Origin of the sequence: Erwinia endophytica (assembly GCF_009295515.1) — a bacterium.
GTDB lineage: Bacteria > Pseudomonadota > Gammaproteobacteria > Enterobacterales > Enterobacteriaceae > Erwinia > Erwinia endophytica.
Map to the genome: position 1 here is coordinate 107,243 of NZ_RQVV01000022.1, position 14,688 is coordinate 121,930.

Below are 14,688 nucleotides of genomic sequence, written 5' to 3' on the forward strand. Positions count from 1 at the left end.
CATTTTCGTCATGCCCAATGGGTTACAACCACGCAATATTTTATTTTCTGTTCCCGGTAAAAGATGCGGCAACCTGCTGATCGCCTGCCTGTTGTTAAGCGGTTGTTCGCTGGTTCCCACCTGGCATCGCCCGACAGTGTCGATGGCCTCGCAGTGGTCCTCGTCACTGCCCAACGGGGAGAAAACGGTGCCCGCTGGGGGCGCATGGTGGCAAAATTTCGGCAGTGATGAGCTTGATGAGATCATGGCTCGCGGACTGAGCAAAAACTTCAATTTACAGGCGGCGATGAGCCGGGTTGAAGAGGCCCAGGGCGTGGCGGAAGTCAACGGCGCGGCGCGCTATCCTGCGCTTTCTCTGACCGGCCTTTATACCCGACAGAATAACTACTCCACGACAGCGAAAGCAGGCGTTTACGGCCAGGCCAGCTACGAGGTGGATTTCTGGGGTAAAAACCAGGCCCGCTTCCATTCCGCCGACGCGCTGGCCAAAGCGTCGTTTTTCGACGCGCAAACCGTGCGCATGACCCTGACGGCCACCATTGCCGATACCTATTTTCAGGTACTCTCGCTGAATGAGCGCATCGCCCTGGCACAAAGGATAGCCGCTGACGAACAGCGGATTTTAGGTCTGATCCAAACCCAGGCACGGCTCGGTGTCGCATCCAGTCTGGAAGTGGAACAACAGCTTAATGTCATGCAAACCTATCTGGCTACGGTAAAGACCCTGCAACAGCAAAGCGACCAGGCCCGTTTCATGCTGGCGGTGCTGGCGGGGGAAAATCCGGAATCGTTGCATATCCAGACCAACGATCTGACCCATATCACCGCACCGATACCCCAGACGAGTTTCCCGGCAGCTTTACTGCGCCGCCGTCCTGATATCCAGGCGGCGGAAGCGCGCCTGATCTCAGCCAACGATGATATCGGCGCGGCCCGTGCGGCTTTTCTTCCCGATATCACCATCACCCCTCAGGCGGGGATCGATACCCTCACTGGCGGTACGTTGTGGAGCCTGATCAGCAACCTGACCCAACCTGTTTTCGCTGGCGGGGCGCTGCGCGGCCAGTTGAAAGTGGATAACGCCCATGCCAGGGAACTGGCGGCCAGTTATAAAGAAACCTTGCTGGAAGCCTTTCAGGATGTAGAGACCCAACTCAGTGCGGTGAATCAATTTAGCCAGGCGGATGCATTCAATGCCGCCGCCGTGGCATCAGCCCGCGAGGCCGATCGCCTGGCACAAATCCGCTTCAAATTAGGCAGTATCGATTATCAAACCTTGCTGACGGTTGAGCGTACGCTTTATCAGAGCGAGGACCAGCGTTTACAAATGAAACTCCTGCGTTTGCAAGCCACCGTAGGGCTTTTCCGGGCGCTGGGCGGCGATTTTAGCACCACCGCTCAGCAGCCAGCCTCTGGCAAAACTGCACATATTTCAGGTGGGATAACCCGTGACCAATCGTAATACATCACCTTCACGCGCCCGACGCCCAATGGTTGCCGGGATAGTCTGCCTGGCGATCGCGATTCCAGCTTACCGTTACCTCGGCGCCGCACCGAAAAAAAACGTGGCGGCACCTGCGATACCGGTGGTAGTACAAACCGCTGAACGGCGCGACTTGCCGGTGACTCTGGATGCTATCGGTAACGTTCAGGCGCAAAACGCGGTCAATGTAAAAGTCCGGGTCGACGGCCAGTTGCAACAAGTCTATTTCCGGGAGGGGCAGTTGGTCCATGCCGGTGACCTGCTGGGGCTGGTAGACCCGCGCACCTACCAGGCACAGGCGTTACAGGCCAAAGCGACGCTGGATAAAGACCAGGCCCAGTTGACCAGCAGCCTGGTAGACTATACCCGGGCGCAAAAACTGGCGGCAGCGGGTGCAGGACCGACCCAGACCGTCGATACGTTGCGCGCCCAGGTCGCCGCGTTGCGGGCCGCCATCGAAGGCGATCAGGCTAATCTGGATATTGCAAAATTACAGCTGAGCTTTACCCGTATTACCTCGCCAATAACCGGGCGGACTGGCCAACGGTTGATTGATGCCGGTGCCATTGTGCACGGTGCGGATACCAGTGGCCTGGTGACCATCACGCAACTGGACCCGATTTCCATCCAGTTCTCCGTTTCACAAGATGAATTGCCCGCCATCATGGCGGCGAACAGTAAAGCGCCGTTAACTGTAGTGGCCCTGACGCGGGACAATAACCAGCAACTTGCCAGCGGTAAGTTGGCTTTTATTGACAGCCAGGTAAACAGCGGCAGCGGGCAAATTCAACTCAAGGCCGATTTTGCCAATGCTAACGGCATGTTATGGCCGGGAGAACTGGTGAGCGTGCGTTTGTTGGAAGGCACAATTAACGGCGCGACTGTCGTGCCGGCGACAGCGGTACAACAAGGACAACAGGGCAGTTTTATTTATCTCGTTAATGCCAATAACACCGCCTCACCTCGTCAGGTCCGGGTCGGTGAAGTCGTCGATGGTATGCAGCAAATCATCAGCGGTATCGAGCCGGGACAAAACGTCGTGACGGCAGGCCAGTTCCGCCTGACGGACGGAACGAAAGTTTCTCCCGTACAGCCAGCCCCTGCTGCTGCCACACTGACAGGAGACGGACAATGAGCCTGTTCGAACCCTTTATCCGCCGCCATATCGGCACCAGTCTGGTTGCCCTCGGCGTGATGCTGATCGGCGCCGTGGCCTATTTTTTGTTACCGGTGGCACCATTACCTCAGGTGGATTTCCCCACGATTCAGATTTCCGCCAGCCTGCCGGGGGCCAGCGCCGAGACCATGGCGACCTCGGTGGCGACTCCGTTAGAAAAAGCGTTATCCGCCGTGCCGGAGGTCACCTCGATGACCTCTGCCAGTTCCCTTGGCGTCACCAGCATCGCGATGCAGTTCGATTTATCACGTGATATCAACGCAGCTGCACAGGACGTGCAAACCGCACTGACCTCGGCCAACGGCCAGTTGCCGAAAGAAATGCCCAACCCGCCGACGTTCCACAAGGTCAATCCGGCCGAGGCGACCATTATTTCCCTGGCGCTGACCTCTAAAACGCGTCCATTGCCTGAGCTGGATGAATATGCCGAACACTATCTGGGACAACAGCTTTCCCAAATGCCAGGCGTCGGACTGGTGGATTTCCACGGACAGCAGCATCCTGCGGTGCGGATCCAGATTGACCCCGACGCGCTGGCGACACGTGGGCTCACCCTTGAGGACCTGCGTAGTGTGGTAGGTCTCAGTACGCTGGATGCGCCCAAAGGCAATCTCAGCAACACCGAGCGTACTGTCACCCTCAACAGCACCGATCAATTGCTCCATGCCGGACAATTTGAAAAGCTGGTGGTGGCGTATAAAAACGGCACCCCCATTCATCTGGGTGACCTGGGGAAAGTGATTGATGCGGCAGAAGATAATAAAGAGACCGCCCGTTTACAGGGGCAACAAACGGTGATCGCCGATGTCCATAAACAGGCTGGTTTTAACGTTATTGATACCGTTAACGCCATCAAGGCCCGCCTGCCCCAGCTTCGCGCGTCGCTGCCGGCAGATGTACAGGTGACCATCGTAGGGGATCGAACCCAGACTATCGAAGCCTCAATCCATGATGTCCAGTTTACCTTGCTGCTGTCAGTCGCTCTGGTGGTGGCGGTGATATTTGTCTTCCTGCGCAACTTTTCAGCAACGCTGATCCCCACGGTGACCATTCCCCTGTCGCTGCTGGCCACCTTCGGCGTGATGTATTTGTTGGGATACAGCCTCGACAACCTGTCGGTCATGGCGCTGTCGATTGCGGTGGGGTTTGTCGTGGATGATGCCGTGGTGGTGATGGAGAATATCGTACGCCATACGGAGATGGGCAAAAATGTGCGACAGGCAGCCCTGGATGGGGTCTCCGAAGTGGGGTCCACCATCGTATCCATGACCTTGTCGTTGATCACCGTGTTTGTCCCCATCCTGCTGATGGGCGGCATTATTGGCCGTTTATTTCGTGAGTTTGCCGTCACCATCAGTATAGCGGTGCTGATGTCCGGTATTGTGGCGCTGACGGTGACGCCGATGCTGAGTGCGCGAATTCTTAAAAGCCACAGCACCGAAAAACATGGCCGTCTGTATCTGTTTATTGAAAATCTGTTCGAACAGATGCTGGCGGGTTATCGTCGCAGTCTCGATTGGGTGCTCAGTCACCAACGTCTGACATTAAGCGTCACGGTACTGACTCTGGTACTGACGGTATTGCTTTACATCTGGATCCCGAAAGGTTTTTTCCCGGCCCAGGACACTGGGCAAATAACCGGAGTGGTGGAAGCGTCCCCCGATATCAGTTTTGATAACATGCGCGGCCAGGTGGCGCAAATATCACGGATTGTCCAGGCGGATCCGGCGGTAGACACCGTGCGCTATTGGATTGGCGCCAACCCCACCATCAGCCAGGCGCATATGATTATCAGTCTGAAGCCGTTCTCTCAGCGACGGGACAGCGCGACAACGGTGATCGCGCGATTGCGTCAGCAAACACACAATATCCCCGGCGTGGCACTGTATATGCAGGCGCAACAGGATATCCAGATTGGCGCCCGCGCCAGCAAAACCCAATATCAATATACACTTGAGGCAGCGGACAGTACCGCACTGAGCCACTGGTCCGGGGTCTTACTGGCACAACTCAAAAAACTGCCGCAACTTACCGATGTCACCTCAGATCAGCAAGCGCTGGCCACCCAGATGACGCTGGTTATCGACCGGGAGGTGGCATCCCGACTCGGCGTCTCCGTGTCGGATATCGACAATGTGCTGTATGATGCCTTCGGTCAGCGCCAGGTGGCGACCCTGTATACTCAGCTCGATCAAAACCACGTTATTCTGGAATTGAATCCGCACTGGCAGATGAACAGCGATAACCTGCAACATCTCTACGTACGCTCCAGTATCAACAACAACCTGGTGCCGCTGAGCATACTGGGACATTTACGTCCAGGTCTGGCGCCCGTAACGGTCAACCACCAGGGGCCGTTCCCGGCAGTAACATTGTCATTTAACCTGGCCGCCGGTCAGTCGCTGGGAAACGCCGTGACCGCCATCCAACATGCCGCGTTGCAAGCCGGATTGCCGGACAGCATTTCCGCCACCTTCCAGGGTACTGCGCAATCCTTCCAAAGTTCGCTGAAATCTCAACCCTGGCTTATCCTGTCAGCCATCATTGCGGTATATATTCTGCTGGGGGTGTTGTATGAAAGCGCTATTCATCCGTTGACCATCATTTCTACCTTACCTTCCGCCGGTATCGGCGCGCTGGCGGCCCTGATCCTGTGTGGGCAGGATTTATCAATTATGGGCATGATTGGTATTCTATTATTAGTGGGGATCGTTAAGAAGAATGCCATCATGATGGTGGATTTCGCCCTTTCTGCCGAGCGTAATGAAGGGCTCAATCCACATCAGGCCATACGCCAGGGGTGCCTGTTGCGTTTCCGGCCAATTATGATGACCACCATGGCGGCGTTGCTCGGTGCGATACCGCTGGCGCTGGGGGTTGGTGCGGGTTCGGAATTACGCCAGCCGCTGGGTATCGCTATCATCGGAGGATTATTGCTTTCCCAGGCCTTGACGCTCTATACCACGCCAGTGGTCTATCTTTGGTTCAGCCGTTGGACAAATAAACCCGCACGGGCGCAAAAGACCGTCGATCCGGCGCCAGCAAAGGAATATTCATGAGATTGTTGTTGGTAGAAGATCAAAAAATGGCCGCTGAATATATCGCTAAGGGGCTGACGGAAAATGATTTCGTCGTTGACGTAGCCGGTAACGGTATTGATGGACTGCATTTTTTGCTGAGCAATGATTATGATCTGGCCATTCTGGATGTCATGTTGCCCGGTATTGACGGCTGGAAGATCATTGAAATGGCACGCCAGGCGGGTAAACAGACACCAATTATGTTCCTGACCGCCCGGGATGATGTTGAGGACCGGGTACACGGACTGGAGTTGGGCGCGGAAGATTACCTGATAAAACCCTTTTCTTTCAGCGAATTACTCGCCAGAACCCGGGTCATTTTACGTCGTCAGACGGCCCAGTCCCCCGCGGCTGAAGAGCACCTGTTGCAAGTCAGCGACCTGACTCTCGACTTGCGTAAACATAAAGTCTTTCGTTCAGGCGAGCGTATCGAACTGACGCAAAAAGAGTTCCTGTTGCTCAGCCTGTTAATGCGCCGCTCCGGTGAAGTCCTGTCACGCACCGTATTAGCGGAACAGGTTTGGGATATGAATTTTGATCCTGAAACCAATGTTATCGATGTCGCCATCCGCCGCCTGCGCAGTAAAATCGATGACAACTTTGAAGACAAACTGCTGCATACGCTGCGGGGCGCCGGTTATGTCCTGGAATTACGTAAATCATGAAATCATTGCGTAACCTGTCGATAACCGTTCGCCTGACCTTATATTTCTCCATCACCATGGCGATTGTATTATACAGTGTCTCTGGTTTGCTGTACGCCAACATGCGGGTCAAGCTTAATAAGAAAGATGAGCAAGAATTATATCATTCAATGCGTTTTCAACAGGAAATGGTCACCGCCATCAGTGAAAAACCCAGTATGACTGAGCAGTGGCAGAAAGATGTGTTTGAATTTATCGCCCAGCAGGAAAGATTATCTCTACGCATTATCAACCCGGATGGAAAAGTTTATATCCAGTCAGAAAACATGCGCGTTCCACCGGCTGATTTCCTACCCGCGACAGCAACATTCCGTTATCAACCATGGCATTATCACGCTGGAAAATATAAAGAAAAATATTTAATCAGCGCCACCGTTTTCACCTTAAAAAATAACCAACACTGGGTGGTTCAGGCCGCATTGAATGTATCAAAAAATGATGAAATCATTGAAAACTATTATCAGAAAATGCTGTTAATCGCCGCGCTGGCGATTATCCTTTTTTCTGCTTTAGGTTTCTGGCTGGCCCGTCGCGGTTTATCGCCTCTGCGGACTATTAGTGCTGAAATGGAAAAAATTCATGCCGATGATCTGCATACCCGCCTTTCCCCCCAAAGCTGGCCGACAGAACTCAACGCCCTGGCGGCTTCATTCGACCAAATGATGATGCGCCTGGAAGCCTCCTTTAAAAAATTGAATCGATTTTCCTCTGACATCTCCCACGAACTCCGCGCGCCGATCAATAACCTGATTTCAGCCGCCAGCGTGACCCAGTCAAAAGACCGCAGCCACGAAGAATACCAGGAAACACTGGCCGCCATTGTCGAAGAAGGCGAACGTTTATCCCGCATGGTCTCGTCAATGCTGTTCCTGGCCAGGGCCGATAACAGTCGCGAACCGCTGACGAAAGAGTGGTTGAACAGCCGCCATGAATTTGAAAAATTAATTGATTTTTACGATGTGCTGGCGGAGGAGAAAAATATAACGCTGCTGAGCCAGGGAGATGTCGCATTATTGGCTGATCCACAGTTATTACAACGGGCATTATCAAACTTACTGTCCAATGCCATCCGCCATACGGATAAAAACGGGGAGATTATTCTCAACGCCGCCAGTAATGAGACCCTGACCTGGATCAGTATCGAAGACAATGGGGAAGGGATTGCCGCTGAGCATTTACCGCTGATTTTTGACCGTTTTTATCGTATTGAAGCGGCCCGCAGCATGACTGAAAACACCGGTTTAGGTTTGGCTATCGTTAAAACCATTGCCGAAATCCACGGCGGGAAGATAGTCGTAGAAAGCGAACCCGGCAAAGGCAGCAAATTTATCCTGATATTGCCTAAACCCCAACGTGCCATGCCATAGTGGCGGAACGTTAGCCAGCCAGCGGGTAACACCATCCCTGTCCGCCGGCTGGTTGATATACTATCAGTCCGGTCGTTATTTAGCCTCCATCGCATCATTGACCGTATTCAGCACCTGACGCAATGAGCTGGCATCGATCTGGCCTGGCGCGGACGCCTCGCCGCTCATGCCAAAGGTCAGATCAGAACCAAACACCTGACCAGACAAGCGCGTGACCGCACCCAATCCCCCCATCGACATGGTTAACAACGGTTTTCGGGAATAGTGATCGCGCACCTGTGCGGTGGCATCCAATAGCTTCAACACATCCGCCACATTATGCGGCATCACCGCTATTTTCAGGATATCCGCGCCCATCGCATCCTGCCTGCGTAAACGGGCCACCAGCTCGGCGGTTTCCGGCGTTTTATTGAAGTCGTGGCTGGACAACACCACTTTGATCCCGGCTTGATGTGCCGCTGCCAACACCTGATGCACCATGGCAGGCTGACGAAACATCTCCAGATCGAGAATATCGATAAAGTGAGCCTTAATCAGCGCCAGATATAACTGACCATACGCTTTATCACTGATTTCCCGTGCACCGCCTTCTGCTTTAGTGCGGAAGGTCAGGATCAGCGGCTTACCATGAACCAACGCCACAATCTGTTGACCTAACGCCGCTACCTGAGCGGCATCAACCGCGAAATCCAGGTAATCGATACGGAATTCAATCAGGTCCGCATCCGGATTTTCGCCAATAGCCCTGGCCTGCATCAGCACTTGCTCCGCCGTACTGCCGGTGGTGGGAATAATAATTTTCGGCACACCTTCGCCAATAACGGTATTTCTTATTTTTATCGCTATCGCGTGCCGCTGCGTCACTACTGCGGCGGGCGCACTGGTTGCTGCCCATACGGGTGAAGATAGCAGCGCACAACCCGTGCCCCCCAGCAATAACGCTATTGCAATAATCGATTTAGATATATTCACAATTTAACTCTCCATAGAGTTCGCATCAAATAATGGTACGGGTATCATTAAGCCGCGTCATGACGACGAATTAAAATTTATATTTTAATTAAAAATCGAATGCGGATGATATCCATTAATTATCTGACAACCGTGGGTTTACTCAGTGTTGAGGTCGCACCATCTTCAGTGGTAGCGGTTGAGGTCACATTGGCAATAGTTAAACCTGCCGGTAATGATAGCGAATAAGTAAACGTCGCCTGACCATCCGCTTTAACAGGCACCATTTCATCACCCAGATAGTTCTCTGCCTCATTCATATCTGCTTTACTGTTAGAGAAAAATTCCAGACGATATATTGTATTGGCCTCACCTTTAATACTGCCACTGATGGTCAATTGATCTGCCTTACGTACCACTTTCGATAGCATGGGTGGGTGCTGATCTTTATTCGGCGTTTTTTCACAACCGACGATATTACCGTCGATGGCGCAAATTTTCTCGAGTTTTTCCGGATCATTACTGACCCCACCACCGCGATTACCAATAAACGCGGCATGTTCCAGGCCTGGAACATTAAAAACAATCGCGCCAGCATAGCCGGGTAAACAACTGCCACCGGCAAAGCAACGTTTAATATCGTCACCGTTATCGAACATGATATTTTCTGTGATGCGATTAATCGCCGGACCAGTAATGCGGTTAATGCCGAAACGGCCATTTTTACCCGCTTCACCCTGTGGCCGGACAGAGACCGCCACGCGGTTATGCACCATACGGTTGCCCGCGACGATATTACCCGTGCCGCTAAGGGTCACCGCGGAAGACAGGTGATCAAAGGTATTGGCGGCGATATAATTACGATTGCCCCAGTTCAGTTGCACCCCATCCGAGTAGTTCTGGAAGTGATTGTGAATCACCTCGTTATCATTGCCCCATAGCATTTCCAGTCCCTGTGATGGTTCCGGGTTACTGGCATCGGTGGTAATCAGATTATCAGCAATCAAGTTGAAAGAGGCCCCTCGCGTCGCTTCCATACCGTCGCCGTTGTTAATAAACTGATTACGAATAATTTTATTACGCTCAGTAGTGGTTGCTGTAGAGTTGCCCTGTCCGTCATCCCCGGTCATCATCAGTCCCGCCCCACCGTGATTGGCAACGATACGGTTATCCTCAATCACGTTATTACTGGCACGGTTAATCAGGATACCGACACAAAAATTGCGAATTTCAACACCTTGCAAGGTCACATCATGAGTATCTTTCAGTACCAGCCCAGGTAACGAGGTGGTACGAACATTGGCACCATATTGCCCTGGCACCGCGCCCGGACAGCTACGGGGATCGAGCTGCTTAATATAAGCTGAGCCGTCAATAGCCACATAATGGCCATCCCGTAACCAGTTCATATTGATAATATCAACCGGTCCCTGCACGGGCGGCAACGGTCTCCCTGGTTTAATCACCATGGGAGAATTGTCTGGTAAATCTATTTCGATACGGTATTTCCCTGGCTTAAGATTATTTCTATCCAGCGCCCACCTTAATGTCCCCAAACCGCCATTGTCTGCGACCGAAACGACTTTTAACACCTCAGTTAAATCGCCATTTTCCGCTGCGAAGCTGGCAAAAGGCAATATTAAAGTCAGCAGAAGTGTTATTTTATTCTTAGACATATCTCACCTGAAATTGAAATAATAATCAACAAGCGCGATAGCGCTACCTGGTCTTTGCTATCCACATAAAATTATTAAGACCTCAATAAAGAATACGCCTGAGAAAAATTTAACACATGATCGAAATCAATTTATTGGCAACATCTGTAATCGACGACAAATAATATTAACTATAAAAAAGCCCATTTCAATAAATAAAAATGAGCTCCCCATGGAAAACAGAGCCTGTAAATAAACAAATCAACTAAAGGTAAAATAATATCGTTTTTAAACGTGTCATTAATAATGGATTTTCTACTGATACTTCTCTCAAAAAAAGTGTGTCCAGATGGAAGATACTGGCATCGCTAAAATTAATGCCGGGATCATATTCGCCACCGGGAATAATTTAATTCCGCAGATCCTGAAACCAGTGGCAAACATCAATACCCCGCCGACGGCAGAAAAATCCGCCTGCATCGCCGGCGTGGTCAACGGCAAAATATGTACCGCCCCATATGCCAGTAGCAATTGGATAATCAACTGTGGCACCGCAATGATCGCCACCGCAAACCCCAACGACGTCGCGAAGATCGCCGCAGTAAAAATATCGAGGAATGACTTGGCGATCAGTACGCTGGTGTCACCGGTCATGCCTTCATGCATCGAACCAAAGATCCCGGTACCACTGGCGCAAAACAACACAATAATCGACACGTAATTTTGTAAATATGTCGCCTGCGATGCCGCATCCCCAACAGCTGGCTTCACCAGCAGTTCCACCAGCCCTTTTGCCTTACCGCCTAACTTCCCGATGCCTTTTTCGAGATACACCAACTCACCGAGCAGCGCGCCTAAAATCACCGATAATACCATTACCGGCATATGCGCTACTTTCATCACCAACACTATCCCCATACACATTGAGGCCGCACCAAAGATGAGTGGCATACTCAGACGCACACGCTCTGGTAAGCGGGTGCTGACTAATGCACCGGCAATCCCTCCCAGAAAAACGGCGGAACCGTTAATATAAGGTCCAATGATCATTAGATTATGCTCCCGTTAACTGACTCAATTGATTCTCCCCAGCGCGGGAGTGCCGCACAGTCGAGATCCAGTAATCCCAAAGCACGCGCCGCACTGTGAGCGACTATCTCTGCAACACTCTGAGGACGTGCATACAATGCGGGGACTGGCGGAAAAACAATTCCCCCCATTTCTGTCACCCATTGCATATTGCGTAAATGTCCGGCATGTAACGGCGTTTCCCGGGCCATTAATACCAGCCGCCGACGCTCTTTCAACACCACGTCGGCGGCGCGGGTCAATAGATTGTCGGTCAGGCCATTGGCGATGGCTGCCAGGGTATGCATTGAACAGGGAGCCACAATCATGCCATCGGTACGAAATGATCCGCTGGCTATCGCCGCCCCTACGGCGCGGAAGGGATAAACCACATCCGCCAGCCCAGTGACATCCTCCTCGCTCAGGCTGGTCTCGTGTTCACGATTAAGATGTGCCGCTGGAGAAATAACCACATGGCTTTCCACATTTAGCTGACGCAGGTAGTGCAGTACCTGCACGCCATAGGAAAATCCCGAGGCGCCGCTGATGCCGACGATCACCCGCTTGTTAACAATATTGTTTGCATCCCCTGACATCACCACTCCTTATTTTTTATTAAACCCAGGAATAAAGCGGTTCACATCCACTGCCATAAACGCACAACGTTTGAAGTTATGCTTCAGGCTATATGGCACGGTGCAGTCGAAAATAGTTTTGCAGGCAATACCGTGACCACGAATGGATGGGCTGAATGCCGGATCAGATGACGGGTCGAGCGGATGGCAACGCACGCCGGGAATAAAGACCGTACTGACATCCCCCTGATAGCGGGTGGTCATCGCCCACATCACATCGTTCATATCAAACACATCGACATCTTCATCCACCAGCATCACATGCTTCAGTTCGGAGAACGCAGAGAACGCCAGCAAGGCGGCCTGACGCTGACGACCTTCATCGTTCGCGTTGCGTTTTTTCACCTGCAACACGGCCAGATATTTGCCGGTACCTGGCGATGGACAATGCACGTTCTGCACAAAACCAGGTAGCGCGCGTTCCACCATCTGCAAAATACTGGCCTCAGTCGGAATACCCGCCATATTGGTGTGTTCATCGCTTGGGCCAATGCAGGTTTGCAGAATGGGGTGCTTACGGTGGGTAATAGCTTTCACTTTAATAACCGGTACCGCCGCCTGGGCATCGCCGGTATAACCGGGGAATTCAGGCATCGCTTTGCCGGTATTGGTATTCTGATCTTCCCGCACCCGCACATTGGGCAGCAGTTCACCTTCAATCACCACTTCCGCATTGGCGATGGCGCGGGCGTTAATCGATACGCAGTCGGTCAGCTCGACGGGCTGGTTACGCAGGCTGCCCGCGATGGAGAGTTCATCAAAACCCAGCGGGGTGGTTGGCGGCTCAAAACAGGCGCCAATTTCAATCGCCGGATCGACGCCGATGCTGATAGAAACAGGCAGCGCTTTACCCTGTGCTTCGGCTTTTTGCCGGAAGACATCAAGGTGACGGCCTGGCACAAAATACATGGAGATTTCATCTTTGCTCTGCACGCAAAGTCGGTGAATAGTCACATCATGCTCACCCGTTTCCGGGTCTGCGGCGTAACACATCCCGAGAGTGAAATAAGGACCAGCATCTTCCGGTGTATTGGTTGGCGCCGGTAGAATTTTCAGGATATCGAAACCCGGATCAGTGGCCAGATGCACAACTTCCTGGCAGACTGCTTTTTCCCGAGGGATAACAATCGGCGCGATCGGATGCTGGACCGAGTCCTTCAGCATAAAGGCCAAATTTTCCTGACTGGTGCCAAACAGGCGGGCAACGCGTTTACGCGAAGACAACAGCCCAATCAGCACCCGCATGTCGTTATAACCTTTAATTTTGTTAAAGATCATTGCCGGGCCAATTTGAGTTGGACGCTGGACCGTGCCATTTGCCCCGACGTAACGGTACACGCCGGACAGCTCGGCAATAGGGTCTACCGGTTCATCCGTGTAAATCAGCTCATCCTCGTACTCACTGAGCAGTGCAATCGCGCTGCGTAAATCCGTTACTTTTTTCTGATTCTCAGACATGTTAAATCCTCTCAAACTCTTGTCGTCAAGTCGTGGTGGGATCCGTTCCCCCGTCGTGCTTTTCATCATGCTGGCAGAGGGTTATGGTTTACTTCCCCTCCAGTTTTAGAATTTCAGTGATAACTGTCCAATAAGGTTTGCCGGCATTTAAATAAGCGGTGGTTATCAGTCAATGGGAGCGTTCAGCGTGGACTACAGGCACTTACAAGCGTTTATGGTGCTTTCCGAGGAACTGCATTTTGGCAACGCTGCACAACGACTTAATATCGCGCAACCCGCGTTAAGCCAGCAGCTAAAAGCTCTGGAACAGGAAGTAGGAATGGCGCTCTTTGTGCGCGACAAACGCAATGTCGCCCTGACCTGGGAAGGCGAACAACTGGTGGCGCAGGCCAGTATCGCGCTCAGCCATTTCGCCCGTTTCCGCGAACACGCCAGCATTCTGAAACAGGGTCTGCAGGGACATCTGACGTTAGGCTATGTCGGCAGCTCGATCCTTGAACCGAGCCTGGCACGGTTAATTAATGGTTACCGACAGGCTAACCCGACCATTGACATCACAATTGAAGAACATAATGTTGACACGCAGCTTACCAGACTGATGGATGACCGGCTGGATGTGGCCCTGATCCGCTCGCCAGTGCCAAAGTATGACCAACTGGATTACCTTGATCTCGTCACCCGGCCACTGACCGTGGTATTGCCCGCTCAGCATCCGCTGGTGGGCCAGGCGCGAATTTCGCTGAGCGCCCTGTCCAACGAAACATTTATGATTCAGGAAGATCCACCGGGAATTGGACTGGGCTGGTCGGTACTTGCCGCCTGTCACCGCGCAGGTTTTATCCCGAGAAAGATTCAAACCACACGCGATGTCTCCGTGGCGATGGGACTGGTGGCGATGGGCGCGGGCGTCACTGTGGTGCCGGAAACACAGCGCTCGGTACTGCTGCCGGAGGTCAGCTATTGCCAGCTCGACGATGCGCAGGCCACCACCACACTGACGCTGGCCTGGCAACGTCGCCGCTATCGTCACACGCTGAAGAACTTTATCAGTTATGCCCGCCAACTGACCGATAAGGTGAATTAACCGCCGTCAGGAAAAGCACATTACCG

The 14,688-nt window shown here is 52.4% G+C and carries 11 protein-coding genes; 6 read left to right on the forward strand and 5 right to left on the reverse strand.

Going from position 1 to position 14,688, the window contains the following annotated elements; all coding sequences use genetic code 11:
- The first annotated feature begins 10 nt into the window (after nucleotides 1–10).
- The 5 genes from EH228_RS07070 to EH228_RS07090 are packed head-to-tail and all read left to right on the forward strand — an operon-like array spanning nucleotide 11 to nucleotide 7,811.
- Nucleotides 11–1,462 carry an efflux transporter outer membrane subunit gene (locus tag EH228_RS07070; RefSeq protein ID WP_152320965.1) on the forward strand — a complete coding sequence of 484 codons (1,452 nt, stop codon included), beginning with the start codon at nucleotides 11–13 and terminating at the stop codon, nucleotides 1,460–1,462.
- Nucleotides 1,449–2,618 (forward strand): efflux RND transporter periplasmic adaptor subunit, encoded by a 1,170-nt coding sequence (locus EH228_RS07075; RefSeq protein ID WP_240116248.1) that lies wholly within the window; start codon nucleotides 1,449–1,451, stop codon nucleotides 2,616–2,618. Before EH228_RS07070 ends, EH228_RS07075 begins: the two co-directional genes overlap by 14 nt.
- A complete protein-coding gene (locus tag EH228_RS07080) occupies nucleotides 2,615–5,719 on the forward strand; it encodes an efflux RND transporter permease subunit (protein ID WP_152320966.1) in 3,105 nt (1,034 codons plus the stop codon). Before EH228_RS07075 ends, EH228_RS07080 begins: the two co-directional genes overlap by 4 nt.
- The gene (locus EH228_RS07085; protein ID WP_152320967.1) at nucleotides 5,716–6,405 is read left to right on the forward strand and encodes a heavy metal response regulator transcription factor; all 690 of its coding nucleotides are present in this window, start codon (nucleotides 5,716–5,718) and stop codon (nucleotides 6,403–6,405) included. Before EH228_RS07080 ends, EH228_RS07085 begins: the two co-directional genes overlap by 4 nt.
- Complete coding sequence (locus EH228_RS07090; protein ID WP_152320968.1) at nucleotides 6,402–7,811, forward strand: heavy metal sensor histidine kinase; 1,410 nt, start codon at nucleotides 6,402–6,404, stop codon at nucleotides 7,809–7,811. Before EH228_RS07085 ends, EH228_RS07090 begins: the two co-directional genes overlap by 4 nt.
- A 75-nt stretch (nucleotides 7,812–7,886) precedes the next feature.
- On the opposite strand, the gene aroD is transcribed toward EH228_RS07090, so the two are convergent.
- The 5 genes from aroD to EH228_RS07115 form a co-directional block, all read right to left on the reverse strand.
- Complete coding sequence (gene aroD / locus EH228_RS07095) at nucleotides 7,887–8,783, reverse strand: type I 3-dehydroquinate dehydratase (protein ID WP_152320969.1); 897 nt, start codon at nucleotides 8,781–8,783, stop codon at nucleotides 7,887–7,889.
- Nucleotides 8,784–8,902: 119 nt separating this feature from the next.
- Nucleotides 8,903–10,438, reverse strand: a complete 1,536-nt coding sequence (locus EH228_RS07100) for a NosD domain-containing protein (RefSeq protein ID WP_152320970.1) — start codon at nucleotides 10,436–10,438, stop codon at nucleotides 8,903–8,905.
- Between the two features lie 309 nt (nucleotides 10,439–10,747).
- On the reverse strand, nucleotides 10,748–11,467 hold the full coding sequence (locus tag EH228_RS07105) for a DUF554 domain-containing protein (RefSeq protein WP_152320971.1): 720 nt from the start codon (nucleotides 11,465–11,467) through the stop codon (nucleotides 10,748–10,750).
- The gene (locus EH228_RS07110) at nucleotides 11,467–12,081 is read right to left on the reverse strand and encodes a UbiX family flavin prenyltransferase (protein WP_152320972.1); all 615 of its coding nucleotides are present in this window, start codon (nucleotides 12,079–12,081) and stop codon (nucleotides 11,467–11,469) included. Before EH228_RS07110 ends, EH228_RS07105 begins: the two co-directional genes overlap by 1 nt.
- A gap of 9 nt (nucleotides 12,082–12,090) precedes the next feature.
- Nucleotides 12,091–13,578, reverse strand: coding sequence for a UbiD family decarboxylase (locus tag EH228_RS07115; protein ID WP_152320973.1), 1,488 nt, complete (start codon nucleotides 13,576–13,578; stop codon nucleotides 12,091–12,093).
- A 187-nt stretch (nucleotides 13,579–13,765) separates the two neighbouring features.
- Here EH228_RS07115 and EH228_RS07120 point away from each other — a divergent pair, with 187 nt between their 5' ends.
- A complete protein-coding gene (locus EH228_RS07120) occupies nucleotides 13,766–14,662 on the forward strand; it encodes a LysR family transcriptional regulator (RefSeq protein ID WP_152320974.1) in 897 nt (298 codons plus the stop codon).
- The last annotated feature ends 26 nt before the right edge of the window (nucleotides 14,663–14,688 follow it).